This window comes from Pseudarthrobacter sp. HLT1-3 (genome assembly GCF_059383535.1).
On sequence record NZ_JBWZCJ010000006.1, the window covers coordinates 145,216 to 170,846 of the forward strand.

Below are 25,631 nucleotides of genomic sequence, written 5' to 3' on the forward strand. Positions count from 1 at the left end.
TCCTCCGGTCAGCGGGTCTTTGAAACGAAGCCGTGGTGCGCGATCTCCAGCGTTTCCATAATGACCTTGGGCTGGTCCGGGTTCAGGGACGGACCCTTCCACCGCACCGGGACGACGTCGTACAGTTCCCAGCCGGCGATTTTCCGGCCGCTGCCGGTCATCGCCTCGATGATGCCGGTACAGCGGGTGTAGCCGGAGGCCATGTCCGCGAACCACTTGGCGATCTTCTCGGTGTCCCGTCCGAGCGGCCGGCTCAGGGTGATGTTGGGATATTTGAGCCGCGTGGGCAGTTGCCAGATGAAGGCGTTGTTGCCGCCTTCCTCGCGGGACTCGATCACCACTTCACAGCCCAGTCCTTCGCAGGTGGTGAACGTTCCGAGATCCAGATTGTCCAGGGCCACGGTGTAGCGGACGCTGACTGCCGTATCCACGTCTTCAAGCATGATCTTCCTCAGTTCGTGTCTGTCCGCAGACCGCGTCGCTCGCGGTCGAGCAGCATCTCGGCCTTGATCCGGCGGATCAGCGGCCCGGCAAGCCGCTTGGCGAGTTCCTCGAGTTGTTCCGGGGTCGCCCCGGCCGGGACGCCAGATGCCGCTGTCCCAGAGCTCGCGCCTCCCGAAGCCGACGTTCCGTGCGCCACCGCTCCCGCCGGGGCGGGAGAAGCCACGGCTGTGCTGCCTTGGACCGCGACCGCACCGTCGGACTCCTCCGGCCCGCTGGTCGCCGGTGCCGGTGCCGGCGCCGGCGCAACCGCGGGAGCATCAATCCCCGGGGAACCGGTCTCCCGCTGGACGGCACCATCGCCCTCGGCCCACTGCTGAGGCGGCGAGGCGAGGCTCAGGAGGATGGTTCGGGACGAGCCGGATCCGTATCCGTCGCCGGAGGCCGCTTGGGCTCCTGGGTGCGGCTGGACTGCCGTGAACGATCTGTCCGCAAAGTTACCTGCCGTCGCACGCTCCGGGCTCAAACCCGAGGACCCCGGAGCCGGGTCCGTGGAGGTGACCAAGCGCTGCACGAAAGCCGGTCGCGGACCTGCAGTGCGTGACACCGGTGTGGGCGGGCCGTTGAGGGTCTGGGCCGGAGCCGTTGTCTCGATCGCAAACCCGGTTTCCGCCGCGGCCGCGGGGCCGCTGTGCCCTGCCGGATGTCTTTCCACCGAAATTGTCCGCTGTATGACCTGCCCGACGGCGGTGCTCAGCCCGGGCGAGGCGTCCGGCTCCGCGCTGGAGGCAGCTTCGGCCGCGGGGCCGGACGCAGTCGGGGCGCCTACGTCAGTGTCGAAGCCAAAGCCACCGTCGGCTCCAGTGGTTACAGTGGTTCCGGTTTCGGGGAGCCTGAGGACGGTCGGTGCGACTCCCGTGGGCGGTGCGAAGGCTGTTGGCTCGGCGGGGAGGTCCAGTCGGCGCTCATCGAGCCCTGAAGTGTCCGCCGGTGATTGTCGTGGCATCGCGGCCGTGCGCGTCGCCACAGCCGGAGTCTGGGCGCGCGGCGCGGGGGCCGCCACTGGTATTTCAGTCAGCCGCTGCAAGCTATCCGGAGCCGCGCCTGCGGCAGAGCGGGCAATCCGCAGGACGACCGGTCCGGTTGGCGTGGGGATTGCCCGGGACCGCAACTCAGCTGCCGCCACGGCGGTCCGCTGAATCCCGAGGGCCTCAGGCCGAGCGGATGACGAATCACTTGTCGGTTTCCCGGTCCCGGGTTGGCCGCTGACTCGCGGGCCGTCGGAGGCCATCCGGGCGCCTGGACCGTGAGCCGGGGCAATCGCCATGGCCGAGGGGAGCATTTCCTCGGCGCGCGGTGCGCTTTCCGCCGGGACATCGACTGCGGGAGTGCGCTGAACTGCGTGAGTGCCTACTGTCACGGCCTGACGTCCGGCGGCAGCGCCAGGTACGAGGGGAAGCCGGCTGGCTGCGGCGCGCTGGGGAAGCTCCCTTCCGGACATCGCCGCCTCAGGCTCGGCGGCGGAAGCGTCCACGGCATACGTCTGCGCGACATCGGCCACGGGGCTGTGGGCGTGACCGGTGTAGCGGCCCAAATCGTCACCAACACCAACATCCGCGCCTGCGGACTGTGGCTCGACCGCTGGCCCGGACCGCGAGACGACCGGCCTGCTGTCCGGACTTTCAAACGCGCGAGACACAGGAAGATCCCCACCGGCGTGACCGTCCCGTGCGTCGAGTGTTCCGGTCGACAGGACAGCCGAAAGCAACGGCGCAGCTGCCTCACCCGAATGCGGGGCATCCTCCGACAGCGGGGATGGAGCCGCTTCCGTGGTCATGGCGTCTGAGCCAGGAAGTGGCTCGTCAATCCCGGGGTCCGGCGCCAGCGCGGAACCGCGGCTCGGCGGATCCGGAGGCCCGCCGGACGTGGTCGCAGGTCCGTCGACCGTTCCTGCTCCATCGCCCGGCAGGATCGGGGCGGCGGCATCGCGCCCGACGGCGTCACCATCGACAGCGTCACGATCGGCGGTGTCACGAACGCTTGCATCGGCCGCCGGTGGATCCGCAGCCGGCACGGAAAATTGTGAAACCGGTGTCCGCTGGACCGGCAGCGGGAACGCGCCGGGAGGCGTTGCAGGAAGAGTAGCGGGCGTCGTCCAGGACAACGTTTCCAAAGCCGTCCCGGGGTTGGGCACCGCTGTTTCGGGCGGTTCCGAAAAGGACAGCGGCATTCCGAGACCCAGCTTTGGCGGGTGAGGAGCTTGCCGGAAGGACGGCGATGGCGCCGCCGCGGCCGACGTCCGCTGCACCGCTGGTGTCGACGGCAGCGGAACATACGTGGCTCGTCCGTCGGAGGTACTGCCGTCGGTGGACCTGGGCTGGGCCGACCCTGGAGATTCCACGGAAGAGACCGGCTCGGCAACCGAAGGCCCCGGGGCTGAACCGGGTGACTGCAACGGCGCGGTATCGACATGCAGCACCGGCAAGGCGTCCGGCGCCGCTGCGAGCAGCGAGCCTTCATCAGGGGTCACCCCGCCGAGGGCGCCGCCGTCGGACTGGACACGTTGCGCCGTTGCGGGCGCGCCGCCGACCCTGCCCGGTGACGGACGAATGCGTGGCGCAGGAGGTGGCAGCAGCGTCATCTCCACGGATGGCGCAGCATAGCCGCCGTCAACCGGAACGGGGCCGCCGCCGTCGATGTCGACGACACCCGCTGGCGCCTCTGTACTGACCAGGTGGGCCATGGGGCCGGTGAAGGACGGGTCGCCCCATGAGGCGAGGGAACCGGTAAAATTGTCCGGGTCCGACGTCAGCTGCATACTGCCGACGCTGCGCTGCAGCGGTGGCAGGAACGCCCAGCCGGCTGGCGCAACTGGAGGCCCGTCAGCCACCGTGATAGGCCCGGGCGGGTGCTCGTCCGTCCCCCGCTGCCAAGGCCACCGCATGGTTCACCGCTCCTGGGATAGGCGCGTGTTGATTGCCGCGATCTCCCGGACATAGCGAAGCCGTTGCCCGTGTTCCAGGTCAAGGATGTCATCAAGCGGCCAATGGAAGTGATAGGCCACGTACGACACCTCCTCATAGATCCGGTCCGGCGCGTACGTCATGATTCCCCCAGGCGGCCACCGGCGAGGTCGGCGGTGAAGCGGTGGGAGCACTCCGGGCACGTAACCGCGATCCGGGTGTGGCCCTCGGCATTGATCCGGCGATAGAAGTCCTGAAGGAAAGCGACGTCGGAGGCGAACATGTTTTCCACCACGGCAGAGGTGACCGCCCCCAGCGTGCCGAGCGAGGTGATCACCCGGCCGAGCAGGACCACGGTCGTGTAGGCCGCATTTTCCTGGACGCGGGCGTCATAGAGCGGCAGCAGTTCGTCCCGCGCCGTTGCCAGCCGCATGACGCCGGATTTGTGGACGGTCCCGTCCTGGTCCACGTAGCCGCGGGGAAGCTCGAAGCTGAACTCAGTACGGAGGGGCTGTCGCCCGTTCGCCTGCCCCCGGCTGACCGGGGCCCCGGGGGCATCCACCTCCGGGTCCGGCGTCACCACCCCGCCATGGGTCCGCTGCATCACGAGATAGTGGATTCGTCGTAGCAGATGACGAACTTCTCCGTGGCCTGCTCAGTGGCGCCAGCCTTCAGGGAGTTCAGTTCGACGCTTTTCACCCAGCAGTTGACGAAGTTGTAGGTCTTCAGCGTGTCCCCTTTGTAATCGAGGAGTGAGACGGCGGCAGTCTTGCGTGCCCCGGCGACGTCGCCCTCCATGACTTTCTTGAGCCAGTCCGTCACGGTTTTGCTTTCGGTCAGCCCCCTGGTGACCGTCAGCTCCCCCGCCTTCGGCCGCCCGATGAGCTGCCGGACGACGTATTTGCCGTCCTTCGTCTGCTGCTTCAGTTCGATCTTGTCGACCTCGGTCTTGAGGCCGCTCACTTCGATCACCCTCGGCACTTCAATGCCGTCAATCGTGACCGTGAATGCGTTCGCCGGTGAGTTGTCAAAATCGCCGAGGGCCATGGTCTTGCTCCTTTTGAACTGGGATTACTCGCTCACGAGGCTGGTGCCGCCGGAGAACTGGGACAGCTGGAAAATGACGAACTCGGCCGGCTTGACCGGGGCCACTCCCACTTTGCAGACCACCTGGCCAGCGTCGATGCCCTCGGCCGGGTTGGTCTCCTCGTCGCACTGGACGAAGAAGGCCTGCTCGGGCGTGAGCCCGAAGAGGGCACCCTTCCGCCATTCGTTGGTCAGAAAGGCACTGATGGTGCGGCGGATTCGGGCCCACAATGCGGGGTCGTTCGGCTCGAAGACCGCCCACTGGGTGCCCTGGAGAATGGACTCCTCCAGGTAGTTGAAGAGGCGCCGGACGTTCAGGTACCGCCATTCGGCGTCGCTGGACATGGTTCGGGCACCCCAGACACGGATGCCGCGGCCCGGGAAGGTGCGGATGCAGTTAATGCCGATGGGGTTCAGCAGTTCCTGTTCCGTCTTGGTGATCTGGGTTTGCAAGCTGGTGACGCCGCGGATCACCTCGTTGGCGGGCGCCTTGTGGACGCCCCGGGTGTCATCGTTCCGGGCCCAGACACCGGCCATGTGGCCCGACGGCGGGATGAACCGGTTCGTTCCTGTGCTGGGGTCGAAGGCCTTCACCCACGGCCAGTAGAGTGCCGCAAATTTCGAGTCGTAACCGCCGCCGTCCATGCGCCAGTTCTTGACCTGCTGGGCGTTAAGGTCGGGCGGCGGATCGATGATCGCGATCCGGTCCCCCATCAGCTCGCAATGAGCGATGACGGCGAGCTGGACGGCCTTGACGGTTTCCAGATCGATGGCGCCTTGTTCGTAGGCGGCCATGAGATCCGGCACGGCCACCATGGTCACCTCATCGACTGCTTCCAGGCCGCTGAAACCCGTGCGGTCGGCGGCATCGCCGACGTAGTCGTCCACGTTGAGCTTGTCAGTTGTTGGCGGTTCGGGCTCCGGCTCCGGGGCGACGAGCTGAATGGTGCCTTTGTCAGGCCTCACGAGCGCTCCGCCGGTGGCGACTTCCTCAATGGTGACGATCTTCGATTCGGCGCTGACCTTGGTGGCTACATTGTTGGTGCCGCGCTTGGTGGTGACGTTGTCCCAGACCTCCGGCGGTTTGCCCTCCACCGTGATGACGATCTTGAACTGGTCCTCAGACGGATTCTCACCACCCGGGTCGGCAATTTCCACGGTGACGGGCTTCGGGTTGGCCGCGCTGGATTTGGCGGTCACACGGTATCCGCCGAGTTCGGCCATCGGGGACGCCGTCACTGCTTTCGGCTGCTGCTTGGGCTTGTCCTCCCGGGCTCCGTCGGCGCCGATGCGCACCACGTAGCAGTTCCCTCCGCCGTTGAGGAAATAGCCGTAGACGGCGTGGGCAAGATACGAGCCTGGGACGAAGTCTCCGAAGGTTTCGGCGAACTGGGTCCAGTTGGACACCAGGGTTGGCTCGTTGTCCGGGCCCTTCGAGGCCAGCCCGACGAACGCAGCAACTGCTGTGCCGACTCCCTCGATTGGACGAGTGCCCGCTTCGACCTCGTTTACGTACACACCTGGGGAAAGATAGCTTGGCATTTCGTCTCCTCGTTGAACCCAAAACGTGGTTCAAGGGTCCCGCGGGGAGGAGCGGGCGTCACGGCTATCTGGATGCGCCGACGGGAAGGATGGGGTGCACGAAGGGGCAGGGCGGATGGCTCCTGAGGGTGTGCGCTTGACTCCGCCGTAGGGCGGACTGCACTAAGTCGATGAAACCATCGTTCCTGGAGGACACGTCGGCATGACTAATACAAAGAAAGACCCTGATCACTCTTTCCGATTAATCATGCTTCACGGATCGGGCAATATCCTCGAGGTTGCGCAGCTGAGCTGAGGCGGCGGCTTCGAACAACGGTCGGTCTACAGTTGAACCTTCGGATTGCGCGATGGCGACACACAGCGACACGCGATCCGATTTGAGGTCCTCAAGCGGCCCGAAAACGCCAGCGGGATGGGGCAGCGGATCCCCCGGCTTCCATCTAGCCGACTTCTTCAGCTCCGCTGCAACTTCCGGCCTGGCGAGGAACTCGTCTCGCTTCGCCCTCATCGCCCGGCTCTTCTGATAGTCGTCGACATCCTTCTTCTTTGCGGCCGAGTACCTCCATGTCACCGTCATCATTTTCTCGTACAGGAGCGACACCGCCGGAGATAGGCGATTAATTCCCAACCATGCGGCAAAAAGCGCCCTGGGGATTACATGTTCATGCACGAATTTTCCAATCCCACCCCGAGGCTGAAGGTCGTAAGGACGGATCGAGCCTTCCTTTAGATCAGCCGTCGGCACCAGTCCGCCGCGATGATACTTCGCGCCATAGGCCTGCAGTGCAGCCAGCACGCGACCGAAGTTCGATTGGGCCATCGCCACAGCATTCGCGTCATTCGTTCGCGCTGCCAACTTGAGCTTCTGCTCAATATCCACACATCCATCGAGGAGGAACTTCGCCGCAGTCAATCGTTCGGGGTTGTTGGCCTTGGATGCGCGCTGCACTTCCACTGTCATTGCGGCAACGGCTGCCTTCTCCTCGGACGCGATGAGAAGACGAGGGTTGTCCCCTGGCGTTGCGATAAACGTGTGCCGCTCCTCACCAAAGGAAAATGGACTCCGCAAACCTTGCCAGTTACTCCTGAGCCATTGCTTCCCGGCCTCAGCCTTGCCCTTCACATATGCCTTCCCCTCAGCTATCTTTCCCTTCACCTTCCCCGCAAAACCCTTGATCCCCCGGATGATCGGGCCCGCCAACTTGAGGCCGGTCTTGATCACGAAGTCGACGGCCCGAGTGAAGGGCTTCTGCAACGTCTCGACGATATTCCGGATCTGCTTGCCGATGTTGCCCAGACCGGCCACGCTGGCGAGGAAGCCGATGAGGATCGGCACCATCTGGCCCAGGACGTCGTTGATCTTGTTCACCACGCTGCTGACGTTGCCGCGCACGATGTCGGCGACGGAATCGATGATGGTGTCCACAAACTTCGCTATCCGTGCCGCGTTGTTCACTAAGAACATCACGATGTCGTAGATGAGCTTGCACGCTTTGACGAATGCCGCCGCCGGGTTGAGCAATCCGATCAGCCAGGTGATGCCGGCGGTAATGACGTTGTTGACCACGAAGTCCTGCACCTGGTCGAAGATCTTCTGCTTGATGCTGCCGAGGTGCGTCATCAGCATCTCCCACACACCTGGCAGTCCTTGGTTGGCCAGGACCTGGAAAACCTCGACGCCCTTCAACACGGCGTCCATCGCCTTCGGGCCAACGTGCTTTGCGACCCGGTTCATGATGTTGGCCCGCGTAAGCCCGAAAAGCGACGCCAGCAATTGGATGATGCCCTTGGGGTCGAAGCTGGCAGGCAATTCGACGCCGCCCTCGGCCAGGGCGCCGAACAGCCAGCCCATCAGGCCCTTGCGGAGATGCACCAGAATCTCGCTCTTGAACTTGAGGATGCCGCCCTTCAGTCCCTCTATCAGATTGCCCAGGAAGGCGACGGGGTTCTTGATGATGTCCCCGACGACGCCCGCCGCGCGGGAGAGGACATTCTTCAGCATCGCAGCTAGTTCCCGGATGGTGTTGACAATCGCCCTAATCGCACCGATCGCTTTGTCAACAAATCCCTTGTTCTCCGCCTGAAGGGCTTCGATCCGCTCGTCGAGCCCCTTGCGCGCCTCGACATACTTGGTCGCGAGGGCGTCGACCACCGACTCCTGCTTGGCGTTGACGTCGCTCTCGAGCGCCTCGAACTTGTCGCCGATCTCCTTCGTCGCCTCGGACCCGACCTTCTGCAAAGAGGCCGGGAGACCCGCGACGTAGGTAGAGATCTCGGAGCGGCCTTTCGCAATCCGCTGTTTGGCCGCAGTCAGATCTGTCCCGACGATGTCCGCCACGTTGGAGATGACGACGTTCATCTCTTTGAGGTACAGCTCGCGGCCGGCCTCGTAGAATTCGTTGACCTTCGAGGGCATTCCGCGGATCTTGTCCCGGAGCCACCGGTAGCCTCCGAGCCAACCGCCGTACCGGTCCTTCTTGAACGCGGACATTCTGGCCTCAACGAAGGCCTCAAAAGCGGAACGGGCCCTGGCCTCGCCCTTCTCGAAGGCGGCGTCGACCTTGGGGTCAATCCCGTCAAGGGTCTTTTTCACGTCAGTCTCGGTCGCGGCGAAGATGGCCTGGACTTTGGCCGTGACCTCGGCCCGTCTGGTCTCGTCCTTGGACTTGGTTTTGCCCTTGTCCGCGACCAGGTTGGCCAGCGCCGTCGCCTTGGCGCTCTGCATCCCCGAAACACCGGCGGCTGTCTGGGCGCCAGCCTCCGTCTTGCCCTGCTGGAGGACCTGCTGTTCCTGCTGTCGGTACTCCGCAGGTGCGGTCTGGGCATGTTCCGTAACGGCCTTCTTGTCCGCGAGACCCTGCTGGAACTCGGGCTCGTTCGACTGGGCCAACTGCTGGTCACTGACCTCGGCGTCGGCCATTTCCTGGTTGGCCTGGTGCGGGCCGGCGGCAAGGTTGACCTGTTCGGCCGGCGCCGGCTTCGGCGCCGCCCCGGCTGCGGGGACGGGCGGGACCTGCCCCGGCTGCTCCTGGGCCATCGGCGTGACAGGCTTCGGAACCGCCTTGGCCGGGTCCGGCGGAGCCGCGGTAGCCGCCTCGATGTCCTTGGCCTGGCCGGCCTTTCCCTGGGTGACCAGCCCCTTGACCTCCCCCTTCGCCTCGCCGGCTTTCCCGGACTTCTTGTATTCGTCCGCTTCTTCAAGGGTCTTTGGCGACTTCGCCTCCATCGCTGCCTTGACTGCAGCGATGAAGGCCTGCTTGTCGAAGGTGCCGGGCTGCTGCGCGTCCATCGCGTCGACCTTGGCGGCCTTGGCCTGACCTGCGACGTCGTCCGTGGGCGGGAGCGCTGCACCCTGGGCTTCCCCGGCCTTAGCCGCGGCCGGCGGGTGGGCCTTGCGGGACCGGGCGACGCCTTTGATGGTGCCAGTAACCTGGGCAAAGGCCGGATCCTCCTCGGGCCGCACCGGAACGGGAGCCACCGGGGGCTGCAGAAGCTTGTCGGCGGGCAGCACCGCAGGGGCCATGACGGCCGCGGCGGCCGCTCCCCCGGCGCTAGCCGGGACGGGCGCCTTTGCACCTGCGGCCCCCTTGCCTGGTCCGCCCGCTTTGACGGCCCCAGCTTTCCCGAGCGGGCTGACGGCAGGGACGGGCTTGGGAGGCGGCACCGGTTTCTTAGCGGCCACGGAACCGGGGCCGAAGCCCGTCCTCGTCACCGCGAGCGCTGCTGCCGGCGGTTTCGGTCCCTCGAGTTCGACCGTGACGCCAGCCGTTTGGGCCGCCTTGAGACCTTTCTCCACAGTGCCAATTGCGGGTTCGTTCTTGCGGATCTCCTTCAGGGCCGCGTCGATGTCGGCGCCCGCCCGGTCCCCCGGGGATTTCAGCTTCGCCGCCATCAGCGCGCCCACGGCGGCGTTACCGGCCTGCCGCTGCAAGGCCAGCATGGCACGGGGATCTACACCCGCCCGCGGTGAGCCCCGTCGCCTGCCCTCGACGAGGACGTCGGTTACCTCACGCCTGGCAGGACCCGCGTGGCGCGCCACAACCGGACCGGCGCGTTCCGCCGGAACCTTCCCCGGTCCGCCCTGGAAAGTCGTCGCCATGGACCGCTCCCGCCGGGGTTCAGCCCGGCTCTTCCTCTTCCGCCTCGTCACGCTGCACGGCCGGGCCCTCAACGAACGTCCCTTGCGCGGTTTCCTCTTCTTCCTCTTCGCGCTGGACGGACCCGCCCGCCGCGAAAGTTCCTTGGGCTGTCTCCTCGTCAGCATCGCGTTGGACGACGGCGGTCCCCGTCTGGAACCGCTGTGCCGTTGCCGGCGCGGCGGGCGCGGACATGGCCCGTTCTGCAGTTGCGGCCGCCTCACGCTCGAAACGGTCGGAAGGATCACTGACCCGCACACCTGTTCCCGTGGCGGTCCCGTCCACCGGGCCGCTCCGCTGCTGGACCACATGGGTGAGTTCGTGGGCGAGCATGGTCCGGCCGCCGTCCGATCCGGGGTCGTATTTGTCCCGCTGGAACACGATGTTCGAGCCGACGGTATAGGCGTGGGCGTTCACTGAAGCCGCGGAACTGTGCGCCGCGTCCCCGGTATGCACGCGGACATCGGAGAAGCTGTGGCCCAGGCGTCCCTCCATGTCGGCGCGCACCGGCTCCTCCAGGGGCTGCCCGCCTCCGGAGGAAACGACGTCGAGCACGGGTGAGCGTTCCTCGTCCGCGAGACCGCGCACACCGCTGTTGCCGACGGCGCGCTGCAGCGCGAGCATTCCGTGGGATCCGACGACGTCGGTCCGGCCGGCGGCCGCCGCCCGGTAGAGCACCGCAGGGTCTGCGGTTTCCGCCCGCGCCGGTCTGGTCCTCAGGCCGTCGACGTCGGACTGGTCGTGCTCGTGGCCGTGCATGGCGCACCCCTTTCATCAGACCTACACCGACGATGCGCCCGGCGATGACGGCTCGCAAGCGCCGCCACGGCGTACGAACGGGCAACTGCTCCCGCCCACAGGGGCAAGGTCCGTGGGTCAGGCCGCGGGTCAGACGGGGCTCGGGCGCAACTCACCCGCTTGGACGGCGCGACGCTGCAAGCATTCCCCAGTACGGGCCGAACTCGCTCTCCAGCGTCAGCCGGCCCAGCTTGCGGTACTCGCGCTGCACGGCCGTGACGAGGTGCTTCATGGTGACCGTCCCGCCGTCGTCCGCTGCCAGATACGCGGCGGTGACCGCGGCGGAACGGATGGCTCCGCCGGCCAGCTCGAAGGCCCGGCCCAGGAAGGCGAGGTCGATGTCCGGCGTGCGTTCCAGCGTCTGTCCGAGGCACCGGTCCCAGAGCACCGCCCGGTGCGTGGCATCAGGCAGCGGGAAATCCACGACGACGTCCAGCCGCCGGGTGAACGCCTCGTCGATGTTGGCCCGCAGGTTCGTTGCCAGGATGGCCAGGCCGTCGAAGGTCTCCATCCGCTGCAGCAGGTAGGCGCTCTCGATGTTGGCGTAGCGGTCGTGGGCGTCCTTGACCTCGGACCGGCGCCCGAACACGGCGTCGGCCTCGTCGAAGAGCAGGACCCCGTTGACGCCCGCCGCCGCGGTGAAGATCCGTTCCAGGTTCTTCTCGGTCTCCCCCACGTATTTGTCGACGACGGTGGCCAGGTCAACGACATACAGATCCAGTCCCAGGGCCCGTGCCACCACTTCCGCGGACATCGTCTTGCCCGTGCCCGAATCCCCCGCGAAGAGCGCCGCGACACCGTGCCCGCGGCCGGCCCCCGGCCGCATCGCCCAGTCGCCGAGGACCCGCTCCCGGTGTTTGGCCCGCAGCGCCACCTCCTGAAGCGCCATCAGCACCGCATCGGGCAGGACGAGGTCATCCCAGCCCACCGCGGGCTCCACGCGGCGGGCCAGGCGGTCAAGGGCCGACCCGTTCTCGGCGCGCGCACCCGCACTAAGATGCGCGGCGGTGAGCCGGCCGTCCGCGGTCAAGGTGGCCTGAATCTGCGCAGAGCCTGCGGCGCGGGCCACCTGCTCCGGGCGCAGCCGGAACGCCGACGTGGCCGCCTCCACGTCGAGGCCGGTGAGCGGACCAAGGGCCGTCCGCCAGAGTTCTGATCGTTCGGCCGTTGTGCTGGCGGGAACCTCCACCAGCAGCGGTGGCCGGGTGGTCCACCCCGGGTCCCACGCCGCATCCCCGATAAGCAGCAGCGGCTGCGGTTCGGCATGTAGCCTCTCCATCACGGCGGGCTGGTCGGCTACCGCGGCAATCGGGCCGGCCACGAGCCCGGCGCCCCGGAGCCTCGCTTCCCGCACCGCGGCCTCCGCCAGCGGGAACGGCTCACGCTCAGCGGCCAACCGGCCCAGGTCAAGGAGCACCACTCCATAGCCAGCAGAGCGCAGGGACTCGGCAGCCAGCACCCGGCCGGACCCTGTTGCGGGCTCCCGCAGATAGGCCAGCCGGATCCCCGCTTCCAGCGCGCCCGCAAGCGGTCCCGGATCACCCCACCGCACTGCCGGCGGGCCAGCCAGGACCGCCGCGAGACCAGGTTCCGGTGTGTCATCGCCCAGCAGATGCCCGACGACGCGGTCCGGCAGGCGAAGTGCCCGTCCAGGCAGCGGCCGGTCCGGGTCCTCGAGCACCAGCAGGCCGCCCGTGACGAGCGGCCCGGTCAGCAGCCGCGCCCTGCCCTCCGCCGCTGACAGCGGCGTTCCGCACAGCGCCAAGGCGACGGTGGCCGATGGCCGGCGTCTGGTGACGTCGTCATTCAGGTAGCCGAAGAGCTGTTCGAAGCGCGGATCCAGGTCGGCGGCGAGCGCGACCAGCAGCAGGTCAATGTCCAGGGACGAGAGTCCGAAGGTGGCGCCGAGCTCCCGGAGCCGCAGCCGGTGCCCTGCCCGTTCGGCTTCGTCCGCAAGCTGTTCGCAGTGCAGCTGCCGGGGTGAGGCGCCGCCCGGTTGCATTTCGCCCCCGCCGGGATCGAAGGGCGGTCGAGCCTCCGCGAGCAGCCGGTCGACGGCCTCGTCGCTGAGGTACAGCCCCCGGAAAGGGTCGTCGGGCTGCGGGTCTTCGGCGCGGCGGGCCGCAACGAGCAGGCGGATACGCTCCTCCACCACTCCGACGCGGGCGAGGACGTGGGCGAGGCTGGGATTCGGTGTCATGTACCGGTCATCTCCCTGCCATCGAACTGTTACCGTGCCGGGCGGCGGTGCGGTCCGCGGACCGGGGACGATGGAGCGGCGTGCTGGTGGCGGTCCACATCGGCGGCGCCGCCCGTGAGGTCCGCCATGTCAAGATGCGTGCCCTGCAATGCCGGCGGCCCGGCCGCGAAGACAATCCCGGTTTCCACCGGGGCGATGACCACGATGTCCAGCGACGGCTTGAGCTCGCCGCCCAGGGCGGACCACACGTCGGCGAAGGCGCGGTCCTCGGGCGGGGGAAGCCCCACCGTCACAGGCACCACCAGGCCGGTCTCGGCGAGCTGGCCGACCACCAGTTCATCCGGAAGTGCGTCATGTTTGAGGAAGCAGCGCAGCAGCTGATCCAGCAGCCGGTGCTCGTCTTCCGGGCGCTGTGTCCAGGCCGTCACCAGGTAGGACAGCTTGAAATGGCGTGGTGCGGGCCGCCTGGACCGGACGTACCCGTCATCCCCGCGCTGTTCGGAGAAGCCGCGTTCCCGACGACGGAGGTCCTCACGGATGTCGTAGAGGTACAGGTTGACCGTCGGGGCATTGCGCCGGGCGGCCCAGTCCTTGGTGGGCGCGTCAAACACCACGTCCACTTCAGAGTCGCCCAGGGCTTCGCTCCTGACCAAGGTGCGCAAGGCATCGTCAATCTGGGCGATCACGGCTTAGATCAGCCCCTCGCGCAGCGCATAGGCGACGGCGTGGGAGCGGTTGCGAAGCTGCAGGCGTGTCGTGACATCGTGGACGACGTTTTTCACGGTGCGCTCCGAGTAGGCGAGCTTGTGGGCAATCTCGGAAGTATCCAATCCGTCAGCCAGGAGCCGCAGGACTTCCACTTCCCGGGGGGCCAGGCCGGTGAACATGATGCCCCGGGGACCCAGGACGTGGCGCTGGAGTTTGCCGACCTGGTCCAGGAGACGGCCGAGCAGGTCCGGCGGCACGCTGCCTTCCCCGGTCGCGGCGGCCATAATGACGGTTATCAGTCGATCAGGTGTCGCTTCGCTGCGACGGACCAGTCCAACCACCCCCGTTTCGACTGCCTTGACCAGGTCGCCGTCGTCGAGGTGGCCCGATACGAGAACGGAGCGGGACACACCGCGCCGCTGCACCACCCGGAGCAGCGTCAGTGCGTCGTCGTCCACCGAGTCCGTCACGACGACGACGACCCGTGCCGGCTCGGCATCGTTTACCCTGACCACACGCACTTCAGGGCGCGCCCGCAACTCGCTGGCGACTCCGGCCTCGGAGATCGGGTCGCGTGCGTGAACCCTGACAGTTATTGGTTCCATGACTCTCCCATCTTGGTTCCGGGACGGGCTGCTCTGGGCGGCTGCACGGGTCTGCCTGCCTGGCCGTGTTGTCCCGATGCGTCGAACATAGCGGAGAGTGCTCTTCGTGCAGTCAACACAGGCTCAACGGGCAGCAACAATGCCCGCAAGTCCACCCGGCAGGAGGGCTGTGGCCACGGGCGCCCGCCATAGTCTCAGAGAACCGGCAGGGCCGCATGTGCCGACGCCGCCCAGCTTCGCGAGGAGGACCATGAGCACCACCGCCACGTTGGATACGCCCCTGGTCAGCCTTGAGGCCGGCGCCGAGACCACGGTGCCGCTCCACCTTCGCAACGACGGCGAGATCGTCGAGGAGTACAGGCTCCAGGTAGTGGGCCCGGGCGGCGCCTGGACTGAAGTGGTGCCAGGACGTGTGTCGCTCTATCCTGGCCAGACCACCACTGCGGCCGTGGAGTTCAGGCCGCCGCGGTCCTCCGCCGTCCCGGCCGGCGACTTCCCCTTCGCGGTGCAGGTGCTGCCGACCGAGCATCCGGAAGACGCGGTCGCGCCGGAGGGCGTATTCCAGCTTCTGCCGTTCCACGAAACGACAGCTGAGCTGCTGCCCCGGCAAACCCGGGGGTGCTTCGGCGCCCGGCACCGGGTCGCCGTGGACAATTTCGGAAATGTACCCCTTACCGTCTCCCTCACCGGCTCCGATCCAGGCGATCTGCTGCAGTTCGCCATGCGTGACCCGACGCTGACGATTGCGGCCGGAACCGTCGAGTTTGCGAGTGTTCGGGTGCGTCCGCGCAGTACGATCTGGCGCGGGATGCCTGCCATGCACTCATTCTCTGTGGCCGCCCGGCCGGCGGACGGACCGCCGGTGGTACTGGATGGGACCCACGTACAGGAGCCCGCCCTGCCGCGATGGATCGTCAAAGCCGTACTGGGCCTTGTGCTGTTCGTTTTAGTCCTGGTTTCCCTTTGGTTTGTGCTCCTCCATCCGCCAGGGGAAACCAGGTCCACCGGCGTGCACAATCCTGGCGGCGCATCGGCCGGCGAGACGTTCGCGGCACCCTTGCGGTTGTCGGCATCCTGATGCCTACCGGCCCTGCTCTCCGCGCAGGCGACACGGCCCTGTGCCCTTTGTTCGACGGTCCCAAACCCCACGGCGGCGGACCTGTGACGCCGGCTGCGGCCGTGGTGACAGTTCTCATCGGAGGGATGCCTGCCGCCGTCGCCAATGCAATTCCCGGTGGCATCGTCTGTGTCTCCCCTGCGCCCAATGGAATCGCCAGCGGAAGCCTGACCGTGATGATTGGCGGCTTTCCCGCAGCCCGGGTGGGCGACCTGAGCCTGCACGGGACCCCCATCGCTCCGGGTCCAGGGTGCCCCACCGTCATCATCGGCGGATGACCACGGCGGAGCGCCCGGACTAGGACGGACATTTCGACGCTGTCGGAGACTGGGTCGATTCTGGAGTCTGTGCCGGCCTCGCTCCCAGTGTCGGCGTGATGGTGGGGGCGGGGCATGCCATCGGCTCGAGTTCAGTGCCCGTCACGCACGTGGCCGGGGTCCCGCCAGGTCCCACCGGCTGGCACGTCACACACGGTCCCTGCGTCCCATTCGTCGCCGGCGGGCACGTCACACACGATCCCTGCGTCCCATTCGTCGCCGGCGGGCACGTCACACACGATCCCTGCGTCCCATTCGTCCCCGGCTGGCACGTCACACACGCCGGAGGCGTCGTGCCGGCTACAGCGCTTGGCGGGGTGCACGACGGCGGAGTCGGCTCAGTATCAGTGGGAGTCGGTGTGGGCGACCCAGTGGAGTCAGTCGGTGACGGACTGGCCGACCCACTCGAACCGGTCGGTGACGGAGTGGGCGACCCACTCGAATCCGTCGGCGACGGACTGGGCGACCCACTCGAATCCGTCGGCGACGGGCTGGGCGAGCCGCTGGTCTCGGTGCCGGTGGGGGTTGATGTCGGGAGCGACGGCGCACCGGCAGAAAGCGGCCCTGTCGGTGGTCCACAGCCCACAATGCCAAGAAGAAGCAGGAGGAGGACCCCGATGTAGGCAGCGTATCGATGACGAGTACCCATGTTGCGTCCCGCTCCGCTCATAAACGGCTCGCCAGCTGAGATCCCTGCCCGAAGGGCGCTGGCCCACTACGCCTCCAGCCTGAGCGCCGCCCCCGCCTGATGCAGGGCTCCCTGGGGCACACTTTCGGGCAGACTTATCGGCCGCAAAATTTTGACCCCAAATCGCCGTCGTCATCCCGCAGGGACCGGACGTTACGGAGCGGGACTTCGACTGGGCGAAATTGCGCCGCATGGCGGAAGATGGAGCCGTACTGGGGCCGGCAGACCCCGGTGCCAGCACGCGCCCCGACGTCACCCGCACCCGCAGAAAGCTGAACCGAAACCATGACCGACCGCCCCGCCCTGTCCGTGTTCTGCGCCGTCGCTTTGCGGGGCGCCGTCCAGGAGACTCTCCTCCCCGCGTTCACCCGGGCCACCGGGATCGCCGTCGACGCGCACTATGCCACGACCAGTGCCCTCGTCCAGGAGGTCGAGGCCGGCGCCCGCCCCGGCGTCGTCATCGGCATCACCGCCGCGCTGCAGCAGCTCGCCGCCGCGGACATCCTCGACGCCGCGTTGCTGGTACCCGTCGCGAAGGCCGGCATTGGCGTGGCGGTGGCCCCCGGAGTTCCGGTGCCGGATCTTTCAACGGTTGAGGCATTGGTCAGTGCCCTGACCGGGGCCCGCTCCGTGGCGTACTCCCGGAACGGACCCAGCGGCGTGTACCTTGCCGCGATATTGCCGGAGCTGGGCATCGCCGAGCAGGTCAACGAACGGGCCACGGTCGTGGACACCGGCTTCACCGCGCTGGCCCTGCTCGACGGGCGCGCGGACCTCGCAGTCCAGCAGCTGAGCGAACTCAAGTACGTGCCGGAGGCGACCATCGCCGGGCCGTTCCCGGCTGCTGTCCAGCACTACACGGAATTCTCCGCCGCGATCGCCGTCTCCGCCGGGAACAGTTCCGACGCCGCGGCGCTGCTTGCCTTCCTTCGCGCCCCCGCAGCCCAGGAGGCCTACACCGCTGCCGGGCTGGAGACTATCTGATCCTGACTAGGGCGCTCCGGTGAGGAACCCCTGCTCCTTCATCCAGTCGAAGGCGACATCCGCCGGCTCCTGGCCGTCGACGTCGACCTTCAGGTTGAGGCCCCGCATGGTGGTGTCGTCCAGCAGCGGCGAAATCTGCGCGAAGATCCCTTCCAGCTCCGGGTGCGCAGCCAAGGTCTTGGAATAGAACACCGGCGCGACGTTATAGGCGGGGAAGAACTTCTTGTCGTCGGTGAGCACTGTCAGGCCCAGCGCGTCAATCCGGCCGTCCGTGGCGAAAACCTCGCCGAGGGTACACACACCGTTGTCCGTGGCACTGTAGACGGCGCCGACATCGTACAGGCCGATGTTGCGCTCCGGCACGCCGGAATCGGAGCCCCGGTCCAGGCCGTAGTGCGCAAGCATCGGTCCGAAGCCGTCGGGCCGGGAGTTGAACTCCGGCTCGACGCAGAACGTCCGCTGGTCAACCGGCAGTTTGGCGATGTCTGACAGGGTGCTGAGCCCGTATTGCGCGGCGGTTTCATTCGTCACGGCGAGCGCGTAGGTGTTGTTCAGCGGAGCCTTGGCGCCCCAGGTCAGGCCGTTGGCCAGGTCCTCGTCATGCACCGCCTGCCACTGTGCGTCCTGCTCCGGGATGCCGGACGGATGCCCCATGAACGACAGCCATGCGGTGCCCGTGTATTCCCAGATGATGTCCGCTTTCCCGGCGAGCATGAGCGAGCGGGTGGGCTGGCTGCCGGGGACGTTTGTCAGGTCCGAGACGGTAAACCCGGCGGCTTTGGCGGCGAGTACCGCCATTTTGCCCAGGATCAGCCCCTCGGTGTTGTTCCGTCCGGTGACGGTCACCTCCGCGCCGGCCGCACCCGCAATGGGCTGGATGGTGCCCGGCCCTGCCTCGGGGACATACGACGCGGCCGGCGCCAGCCCGCAGCCGGTCAGCAGGGACACCGCCGCCAGTGCCGTGGCAAGTGCACCGTACCGCGCGCGCGGCCGCAGGGTTCCCCGCCTTTTTGTCCGCGTGGCTCCGGTTAGTTCGTTCGATTCAAGAGTGTGCATCTACAGTCCCTTCGGCCGGGCCACGTGTTCAACGACCCGTCCAACCCAGTCGATAAACAGCGCCAGCAGGGCAACCAGCAAGGATCCGACAACCAGGACCGCCGGCAAATTGAGCTGGACCCCGGTGGTGATCAGAATCCCCAGGCCGCCACCGTTGATGAAAGTTGCGAGCGCCGCGGTCCCCACCAGCAGCACCAACGCCGTGCGGATCCCTGCGAGCATGATGGGGACAGCCATCGGCAGTTCCACCCTGAACAGGACCGCGGCGGCCGTCATGCCCATGCCGCGGCCGGCTTCCACGAGCCGCTGGTCCACGTGCTGGAGACCCACCATAGTGTTCCGCAGCACCGGCAGGAGCCCGTACAGGACGAGTGCAATGACGGCGGCCCAGAAGCCGAACCCCAGCCAGAATGCCAGCAGGACAACCAGCCCGATGGAGGGCGCAGCCTGGCCGACGTTCGCGAGGACCAGCACCGGACCGCTCAGGAAGCGCAGGCTCTTTCGGGTCAGCGCGATTCCGAGCGGGACGGCCACAGCCAGCACGATCACGGCCGCCAACAGCGTCAGCTGCAGATGTTCCAGCGTGTGGCCCAACAGGGCTGCGGGCGCCAGGGTCGTCAGTTCCGCAGGCGACAGATCCGCCAGGAGCAACCATGCAACCAGGCCAAGGAGCACAGCGATGATGCCCAACAGCTGATAGAACAGGGCGCGCCAGGAGCGCTGGCCGGTGCCGGCGTCGATAACGGCGTCGGCCCCCACCGCCGACTCGGCGTCGAGCGCCTCAGTATCGAGCCCGTCAGGGACCAGCGGCTTAGCGTCCGGAACCACCTGCGCGTCCGGTGCGTGGCCGTGACCGCCTGCGGTCTGGGGGCCCTGCCCGGCGTGCCTCATTGTCCGGGCCGTCCTTCGCTGGCGGCCGACGCATCGGAGGATTCCGCGGCTATAGGGGCCGCGGCTGTGGGGATGGTGCCGGTGTTGGTTCCCACCGGGGCATCCAGCGAATCCAGGGCCGCCGCCTCATGGGCCTTGGTGATGGCCGCCATCACGGTCTGGACGTCGATCACGCCCTCGAAGGCGTCCCGCCGGCCGGTCACGAGGGCGGCACCGGCGCTGGAAACCAACATGGTGTCCAGCGCGTCGTTGAGCGTCGCCCGGCTGCCCACCACGGGCAGCTTCGGATCGAGTGCCGGGCTAATCGTTTGCAGGCGGCTCAGCTGGCGGCGCGACAGCCACTGAAGCGGCCGCTGGCGGGCATCCACGACGACGGCGTGTCCGTGGCCGGCGGTTTGGATGCGCTCCAGGACGTCGGCCGCGGCCTCACCGGGCCGGGCCGTGATCGCCTCGGCGAGCGGTGCATCGCCGACCCGGGTCAACGTCAGCTGTTTGAGCCCCGCGCCCGAGCCGATGAAGTTCTCGACGAATTCGTTGGCCGGGTCCCCGAGGATCCGCTCCGGTGTGTCGTACTGGACCAGCCGGGCGCCCTCGTCAAAGATTGCAATCCAGTCACCCAGTTTGACCGCCTCGTCGAAGTCGTGCGTCACGCAGACAATCGTTTTCTGCAGGTCGGCCTGGATCTGCAGCAATTCGTCCTGCAGCCGCTGCCGGGTGATCGGATCCACCGCGCCAAACGGTTCGTCCATGAGGAGCACGGGCGGGTCGGCCGCGAGCGCGCGGGCCACTCCGACGCGTTGCTGCTGACCGCCGGACAGCTCTTTCGGGAACCGGTTCCGGTAGACACCCGGGTCCAGCGAAACGAGCTCGAGCAACTCATCGACGCGGGCGGCGATGCGTTCCTTGTCCCACCCCAGCATCTTCGGGACGATGCCGATGTTTGCCGCCACGCTCATGTGCGGGAAAAGGCCGCCGGCCTGGATGACGTAGCCGATTTTCCGGCGGAGCTGGTCGCCGTCCTTCTTTGTGACGTCCTCACCGTTGAGAACGATCCTTCCCTCGGTGGGCTCGATGAGCCGGTTGATCATTTTCAGCGTCGTGGTTTTGCCGCAGCCCGACGGGCCAACGAACATCACCATTTTTCCCGCCGGAATTTCCAGGGTCAGGCCGTCCACAGCGGGCTTGGCCTGGCCGGGGTAGCGCTTGGTGACCTTGTCGAGCAGGATGCTGGCCCCGGTGATTCCTTCGGCGTGCCGCAGCTGTTCGGGAGTGGATGTGGGGGCAGATTCAGACACGGATACCTCGCGGGGTTGTCAGCCGGCCGAGGCCGACGAGAAGGAGATCAAGGATGACGGCAAGAATGACGACGCCGACGACGCCGGTCACCACCGATTCGAACGAATTGGCGCCACCCAGCCGGGAGAGTCCGGAGAAGATGAAGCCGCCCAGGCCTGGGCCCAGGGCATAGGCGGTGATGGCTGCCACTCCCATCACCATCTGGGCGGACACGCGCACACCGGCGAGGATGATCGGCCAGGCCATCGGGAGTTCCACACGCAGCAGCGTGCGGAGGCGGCTCATGCCGATCCCCCGGGCGGCCTCGACGACGGCCGGGCTGATGCCGGACAGGGCGACGACGGCGTTGCGGAGGATAGGGAGCGTGGCATAAAAGGCCACCACAATGACAGCCGGAATGACACCGAATCCGAAGGGAGCGACCAGCAACCCGATCAGCGCGAAGGACGGGATGGTCAGTCCAACCGCGGAGACCGAGTTCGCGACCGAAACCATCTTCTTATTCCGGTACACCAGAACAGCGAGGGCCACAGCAAGGACGGTAGCTAGTACCAAACACTGAGCAACGAGACTGAAGTGCTGCCAGCCGGCGAACAGGATCTGGTTGAGCCGGCCGGAAATGAAATCCACCACAAATAAGCTCTCTTTCATTGTTTGCAGGTCAATTCCGGGTGGACGGTAACAGACCTGCAATATGCGCCGGCCGTTTATCGGCGAAATGCCTCGTGGACGCTCTAATGTGCGCTCGGGAATCCACTATTTCCCGTGCCGTACTGGCGCCGGCCGTAATGACGGATACCGTTTCAAATATCGTGGCGTCGCTGCCGCCAAGGGGCCCCGGAGGAAAATCAATGGAACCCGTCGCCGGGCTGCCGCGGACGAGGGCCATAGCCATTTTAGCTCCTCAGCCTTCCGGGGAACCACAAAGCCTGCCGAATTGGCGCCATTCGGGTGGCATCGTCGGGCCCTTGGGGGCCCGCACCGCCGTCGGGCGTAAGCTCTTGCCATGGCGAGATATTTCGATGTTCACCCCGAAAACCCCCAGGCGCGCTCGATCAGCCAGGCGGTGGAAATCCTCCGTTCCGGCGGGTTGATCGCCTACCCCACGGATTCCTGCTACGCACTGGGTGCGCAACTGGGGAACAAGGAGGCGCTGGACCGGATCCGGACCATCCGCCAGCTGGATTCCAAGCACCACTTCACCCTGGTCTGCAAGGACTTCGCCCAGTTGGGCCAGTTTGTGCAGATTGATAACGATGTGTTCCGCAGCATCAAGGCAGTCACGCCGGGCAGTTACACGTTTATCCTGCCGGCGACCAAGGAAGTCCCGAAGCGGCTGCTGCACCCGAAGAAGAAGACCGTGGGTGTGCGCATTCCGGACAACGCGGTGGTCCAGGCGTTGCTGGCCGAACTGGGCGAGCCGCTGCTCTCCAGCACTCTGTTGCTGCCGGATGAGGAGGAACCGCTGACCCAGGGCTGGGAAATCAAGGAACGGCTCGAGCACGTGGTGGACGCTGTGATCGACTCCGGCGACTGCGGCGCGGAGCCGACCACAGTGATCGACTACTCCAGCGGCGTGGCGGAAGTTGTCCGCCGCGGCATGGGCGACCCTTCCCGGTTCGAATAGGCCCGTCCGGGACGCTAGGCGGTCTCGGCTGGCCGGAGGTCGTTCGACGCCCGGTTCCGCAACCAGCGGCGCGAGAGATCCACCACGGCAAGCAGTCCCGCCAGCGGCGTGAGCACGGCGGCGGCGTAGACGAAAAGCAACCAGGTCAGAGTAGTGAGCAGCGACTGGTGGTTGCTCAAGAGGGACAGCCCGCCGAAGAATCCGAGGCCCCAGAACAGGATCACGCCGGCCAACACCGCCGCAGCCGGAAAGTACTCGTTCTTGATAGTGCTTTTCACAAAATTCCAGGTTTTCATGGACCCTCCTCATGCCTGGCGGTGGGGAAAGTCCGCCGGAGTCATGTCAATTATGCGGCCCGACGCGGCCGGGTATTTGACGAAAACGCACTACGTGATGAAGCTAACTTCACTGCCGCGAGTGTCGGCCGTCTGGGAGACACTTGTTAAGCCGGACGCGGACCGGCGAGTGGTGGCACGATGGGCGCATGAGCCGAGTCACGTGCGACCTGACCATCTCCCTCGACGGATTCGCCGCCGGTCCGAACCAAACCCAAGCGGACCCCCTGGGCAAGGGCGGAGAGCTCCCGGGCCGATGGATGTTCGAAGAACCCGAGTCCAACGCGGCCGCGCTCGAAGGCATCCTCGCGGCCGGCGCCTACATCATGGGACGGAACATGTTCGCCGGCCCCGGGCCCGGCCCGTGGGATGAGGAATGGCGGCACCACGTTCAATTTCGTGACCGACGGGATCGAATCAGCGCGCCCAGGCACGGAAGGCCGCGGGCAGCAAGGACGTCGCCATTGCCGGCGGAGCGCAGACGGTCCGCCAGTATCTCTCGGCGGGGCTGATCGACGAGCTGCGGCTCCACACTGCGCCTATCCTCCTGGGAGCGGGCGAGCGGCTGCTGGACAGCGTCGCGGACCTCAAACTTGAACCGACGGAAGTAAGTGGTACCCGCCTCGTCACCCACGTGCGCTACCAGGTGATCCGCTGAAAGAGGGCCTGCGGGCCAAGTTTGGTGGGGTCTCACCGAGCCTGAGGCGTTGCCCCAGTGGCTGGGGAAATTGACGTCCGGGGAATTGGACGGATAGGCCTCGCTCTCTTAGCTGCGGCGATTTGTTGCAATGACGCGCCCGGCACGCCTAGTGTTCGGATCATGTCCGCGCCCGGGGGACCCGCTCGTTATCGAAGACGCACGACGCCGAAATTGCTGTCCTTATCCTGCCTCGTCGTCGCAGTAACCGCGGCCTGCGGGACGGCTCCGCCACTTAGTACGTCTGCCACCAATCAAGCGGTGACCATGCCGCCCGCCGCCTCGGCCGCACCGTCGACGAGTGCCGGGCTGTCGCCTGGCATGACGCTCGCGCCGGTGCCCCCGGTTCCGCCAGCCCCCGTCGGCCAGGGTTCAGATGAGTGCTTGACGCAGCGCGCAAAGGACGCTGCGGCCAACGGGATGCTGGAGTGCCAGTACTTCACATCAGGGTCCATGCTGCCGGCCTCTGTGCCCCGTGGTCCGGGATTGAGCTCCGGCGACTACGCCATTAGATTCGGCATCGTTGGCGGCCGCCCCTTGATGACAGTGCGGATCCCGTGTGCGTCATACGCTGTCAGGGTCAGCATTGTCGGCGAAACGATCACGCCGGATCCGGGGACGCTGGAAAGGGTTCTGGGCACGTGCAACTTCCCGTGGGACCAGGAACAGGCGCGGATGGAACGGTACCTTCAGGCTCCGCTTCAGATCGCGCGGCGGGAGAGTGGAATCGTGTTGCACAACCCGGGGTGGGGAGTCACCCTCTTCCGCACCCCTTATGAGGCCGCCTGATGATGCAGTCCCGTTTCTGCGCCCATCAGCACTTCCGTGGCCAAGCAGCAGGCCGGGGGCCGCGTTCCAGACCCGTTTGAGAACAGGCAGAGGGGACCGCCGGTGACAGCGAAGGCGTCAGGGCCTTTGACGCTTGGACCGTTCGCAACTGGTCAGGCCGACGGATCCGCCGTCGCACCGAGCAGCTCCGATGCCGCAACAAGTGCCGCCTGAAGGATCAGCTCCTCGGGAATCGCCTCGAACGTCGTACCGCGGACCTCGACGGTACGGCAGTCGGCATCACCGCACACGGCACAACAGGGGCTGCTTCCCACCGTCGCGCCGAGCCAGTCCTCCATTGGCCTGCCGGCGATCCAGATGCGGTTGGACTCCGGCGGGCTCGCTTGAAACGTCGCCTTTTCAACCTCCGCGACCTCGAGCTGCGGTGATGTGTTCAGCGGAACGAGCACTTCCTTGAGCTTCGCTACCGCATGCTCGACCTCGCGCTGGGTGGCCGCGCAGCGCGCGCACCTCTGACCCTCCGAGTCCACGAGCCGCTGCCAGTGGATGGGAAGCGATTTCATGACCCAATTGTCACAGTTGACCGACACCCGGACAAATGCCCAGAGGGTGTCTCATGGCGGCCTCGGGTGCCCACGAAGAGCCCGTCGGTTGCCGGCTCCTCGGATTTTCGGGTATCGGTAACTTGCGGAGTAGCTTTTGAACAAACAGCTCTCTCCGAAAGTGACAGGGTCGTGGGGCCGCCCTTCTGGCTGCGCGCTTGGAACGGCACTTCTCGGTCGGTCAAAGCCCCAAACGCCTTATCCCAGCCGTCGAGGTCGACGGACCCCAGATCGTGGTTGGATGGACGGCATGGGGACGTGTTGGAGTGGCGGTGCCGGGCGATGAAGCAGTTGCGGCTGGGTGGCCGGGACGTGCCCCTCGCGATCACTATCAGTGTGCTGTGCTGGCTCCTCCCGGCGCGTGGACGGGGCTGGGCTCTCTGATCCCATCCCTCTTCATGTCGGCTGAGATCAGAGACTCCGGCTGGTTCGGGACCGGCACACTGGCCGTCCTGGCCACCTACACGGTAATCGTCATGGGCGTGCCGATCCTGATGCTGTACCGCTCGCGGATAGCCCGGGCTGCCCTAACAGTAGTGGCCGCCTGCTTCACAGTTTCCGTCATCTCATCTCCGGCACTGTCGCCCCTCGGGGCGTACATTCCCATCATGGCCGGGGCGGTATTGATGTGGTTCCCGCAGTCAAATTGGTACCTGCAGAAGCCAGTCCTCCACGGAAACGGTGCCGTGCTCTAGGCGTCTGTTGAAACTGAGACACCGCGCGCGTCCTGGGTGCAACCTGCTGGAGAGTACC

At 66.6% G+C, this 25,631-nt stretch carries 25 protein-coding genes; 7 read left to right on the forward strand and 18 right to left on the reverse strand.

The annotated features are described in order from the left end of the window. Nucleotides 1–8: 8 nt before the first annotated feature. The 11 genes from AC50X9_RS07545 to AC50X9_RS07595 form a co-directional block, all read right to left on the reverse strand. The gene (locus AC50X9_RS07545; RefSeq protein ID WP_494891970.1) at nt 9–443 is read right to left on the reverse strand and encodes a phage tail protein; all 435 of its coding nucleotides are present in this window, start codon (nt 441–443) and stop codon (nt 9–11) included. 8 nt (nt 444–451) lie between these two features. Continuing rightward, a complete protein-coding gene (locus AC50X9_RS07550; RefSeq protein ID WP_494891972.1) occupies nt 452–1,468 on the reverse strand; it encodes a hypothetical protein in 1,017 nt (338 codons plus the stop codon). A 1,920-nt stretch (nt 1,469–3,388) separates the two neighbouring features. After that, nucleotides 3,389–3,547: a DUF6760 family protein gene (locus AC50X9_RS07555; RefSeq protein WP_223986865.1), complete on the reverse strand. Its 159-nt coding sequence runs from the start codon at nt 3,545–3,547 to the stop codon at nt 3,389–3,391. Beyond that, a complete protein-coding gene (locus AC50X9_RS07560) occupies nt 3,544–4,008 on the reverse strand; it encodes a hypothetical protein (RefSeq protein ID WP_494891977.1) in 465 nt (154 codons plus the stop codon). The genes AC50X9_RS07555 and AC50X9_RS07560 overlap by 4 nt, the downstream gene beginning before the upstream one ends. After that, nucleotides 4,008–4,451, reverse strand: coding sequence for a phage tail protein (locus tag AC50X9_RS07565; RefSeq protein WP_494891979.1), 444 nt, complete (start codon nt 4,449–4,451; stop codon nt 4,008–4,010). The genes AC50X9_RS07560 and AC50X9_RS07565 overlap by 1 nt, the downstream gene beginning before the upstream one ends. Nucleotides 4,452–4,475: 24 nt before the next feature. Beyond that, complete coding sequence (locus tag AC50X9_RS07570; RefSeq protein WP_494891980.1) at nt 4,476–6,032, reverse strand: phage tail sheath family protein; 1,557 nt, start codon at nt 6,030–6,032, stop codon at nt 4,476–4,478. 241 nt (nt 6,033–6,273) lie between these two features. Beyond that, entirely contained in the window at nt 6,274–9,321 is a 3,048-nt protein-coding gene (locus tag AC50X9_RS07575) for a phage tail protein (RefSeq protein ID WP_494891981.1), read from the reverse strand. Nucleotides 9,322–10,150: 829 nt separating this feature from the next. Then, the gene (locus tag AC50X9_RS07580) at nt 10,151–10,927 is read right to left on the reverse strand and encodes an eCIS core domain-containing protein (RefSeq protein ID WP_494891982.1); all 777 of its coding nucleotides are present in this window, start codon (nt 10,925–10,927) and stop codon (nt 10,151–10,153) included. 151 nt (nt 10,928–11,078) lie between these two features. Continuing rightward, nucleotides 11,079–13,166: an ATP-binding protein gene (locus tag AC50X9_RS07585; protein WP_494891983.1), complete on the reverse strand. Its 2,088-nt coding sequence runs from the start codon at nt 13,164–13,166 to the stop codon at nt 11,079–11,081. A gap of 29 nt (nt 13,167–13,195) precedes the next feature. Continuing rightward, a complete protein-coding gene (locus tag AC50X9_RS07590; RefSeq protein WP_494891985.1) occupies nt 13,196–13,852 on the reverse strand; it encodes a Pvc16 family protein in 657 nt (218 codons plus the stop codon). A 3-nt stretch (nt 13,853–13,855) separates the two neighbouring features. Next, nucleotides 13,856–14,479 carry a LuxR C-terminal-related transcriptional regulator gene (locus tag AC50X9_RS07595; RefSeq protein WP_494891987.1) on the reverse strand — a complete coding sequence of 208 codons (624 nt, stop codon included), beginning with the start codon at nt 14,477–14,479 and terminating at the stop codon, nt 13,856–13,858. 250 nt (nt 14,480–14,729) lie between these two features. Between AC50X9_RS07595 and AC50X9_RS07600 the strand changes: the two genes are divergently transcribed. The 3 genes from AC50X9_RS07600 to AC50X9_RS07610 all read left to right on the forward strand — a co-directional run bounded on the left by AC50X9_RS07600 (nt 14,730) and on the right by AC50X9_RS07610 (nt 17,585). Beyond that, nucleotides 14,730–15,557 carry a COG1470 family protein gene (locus AC50X9_RS07600; protein ID WP_494891989.1) on the forward strand — a complete coding sequence of 276 codons (828 nt, stop codon included), beginning with the start codon at nt 14,730–14,732 and terminating at the stop codon, nt 15,555–15,557. After that, the gene (locus AC50X9_RS07605) at nt 15,557–15,874 is read left to right on the forward strand and encodes a PAAR domain-containing protein (RefSeq protein ID WP_494891991.1); all 318 of its coding nucleotides are present in this window, start codon (nt 15,557–15,559) and stop codon (nt 15,872–15,874) included. The genes AC50X9_RS07600 and AC50X9_RS07605 overlap by 1 nt, the downstream gene beginning before the upstream one ends. A 1,012-nt stretch (nt 15,875–16,886) precedes the next feature. Continuing rightward, nucleotides 16,887–17,585, forward strand: coding sequence for a substrate-binding domain-containing protein (locus AC50X9_RS07610; RefSeq protein ID WP_494891993.1), 699 nt, complete (start codon nt 16,887–16,889; stop codon nt 17,583–17,585). 6 nt (nt 17,586–17,591) lie between these two features. Here AC50X9_RS07610 and AC50X9_RS07615 read toward each other — a convergent pair whose 3' ends face one another. Genes AC50X9_RS07615 through AC50X9_RS07630 form a run of 4 tightly spaced genes read right to left on the reverse strand, consistent with a single transcriptional unit; the run spans nt 17,592 to nt 21,479 of the window. Then, a complete protein-coding gene (locus tag AC50X9_RS07615; RefSeq protein WP_494891995.1) occupies nt 17,592–18,641 on the reverse strand; it encodes a glycine betaine ABC transporter substrate-binding protein in 1,050 nt (349 codons plus the stop codon). Further along, nucleotides 18,642–19,532, reverse strand: a complete 891-nt coding sequence (locus tag AC50X9_RS07620) for an ABC transporter permease (protein WP_494891997.1) — start codon at nt 19,530–19,532, stop codon at nt 18,642–18,644. Continuing rightward, on the reverse strand, nt 19,529–20,827 hold the full coding sequence (locus AC50X9_RS07625) for an ATP-binding cassette domain-containing protein (RefSeq protein ID WP_494892000.1): 1,299 nt from the start codon (nt 20,825–20,827) through the stop codon (nt 19,529–19,531). The genes AC50X9_RS07620 and AC50X9_RS07625 overlap by 4 nt, the downstream gene beginning before the upstream one ends. Continuing rightward, on the reverse strand, nt 20,820–21,479 hold the full coding sequence (locus tag AC50X9_RS07630; RefSeq protein ID WP_494892002.1) for an ABC transporter permease: 660 nt from the start codon (nt 21,477–21,479) through the stop codon (nt 20,820–20,822). Before AC50X9_RS07630 ends, AC50X9_RS07625 begins: the two co-directional genes overlap by 8 nt. Before the next feature lie 355 nt (nt 21,480–21,834). Between AC50X9_RS07630 and AC50X9_RS07635 the strand changes: the two genes are divergently transcribed. Next, nucleotides 21,835–22,455, forward strand: coding sequence for an L-threonylcarbamoyladenylate synthase (locus AC50X9_RS07635; RefSeq protein ID WP_494892004.1), 621 nt, complete (start codon nt 21,835–21,837; stop codon nt 22,453–22,455). Nucleotides 22,456–22,469: 14 nt separating this feature from the next. On the opposite strand, the gene AC50X9_RS07640 is transcribed toward AC50X9_RS07635, so the two are convergent. After that, nucleotides 22,470–22,751 (reverse strand): hypothetical protein, encoded by a 282-nt coding sequence (locus AC50X9_RS07640; RefSeq protein WP_494892010.1) that lies wholly within the window; start codon nt 22,749–22,751, stop codon nt 22,470–22,472. 188 nt (nt 22,752–22,939) lie between these two features. Here AC50X9_RS07640 and AC50X9_RS07645 point away from each other — a divergent pair, with 188 nt between their 5' ends. Together AC50X9_RS07645 and AC50X9_RS07650 are read left to right on the forward strand one after the other, a co-directional pair. Beyond that, nucleotides 22,940–23,302, forward strand: coding sequence for a hypothetical protein (locus AC50X9_RS07645; protein ID WP_494892014.1), 363 nt, complete (start codon nt 22,940–22,942; stop codon nt 23,300–23,302). Further along, nucleotides 23,254–23,448 (forward strand): dihydrofolate reductase family protein, encoded by a 195-nt coding sequence (locus tag AC50X9_RS07650; protein WP_494892140.1) that lies wholly within the window; start codon nt 23,254–23,256, stop codon nt 23,446–23,448. Before AC50X9_RS07645 ends, AC50X9_RS07650 begins: the two co-directional genes overlap by 49 nt. 293 nt (nt 23,449–23,741) lie before the next feature. On the opposite strand, the gene AC50X9_RS07655 is transcribed toward AC50X9_RS07650, so the two are convergent. Beyond that, complete coding sequence (locus AC50X9_RS07655) at nt 23,742–23,942, reverse strand: hypothetical protein (RefSeq protein WP_494892016.1); 201 nt, start codon at nt 23,940–23,942, stop codon at nt 23,742–23,744. Between the two features lie 486 nt (nt 23,943–24,428). After that, nucleotides 24,429–24,839, reverse strand: coding sequence for a DUF2703 domain-containing protein (locus AC50X9_RS07660; protein WP_494892018.1), 411 nt, complete (start codon nt 24,837–24,839; stop codon nt 24,429–24,431). Nucleotides 24,840–25,276: 437 nt separating this feature from the next. On the opposite strand from AC50X9_RS07660, the gene AC50X9_RS07665 reads away from it, so the two are divergent. Further along, nucleotides 25,277–25,573 carry a hypothetical protein gene (locus AC50X9_RS07665; protein WP_494892020.1) on the forward strand — a complete coding sequence of 99 codons (297 nt, stop codon included), beginning with the start codon at nt 25,277–25,279 and terminating at the stop codon, nt 25,571–25,573. Nucleotides 25,574–25,631: the final 58 nt, after the last annotated feature.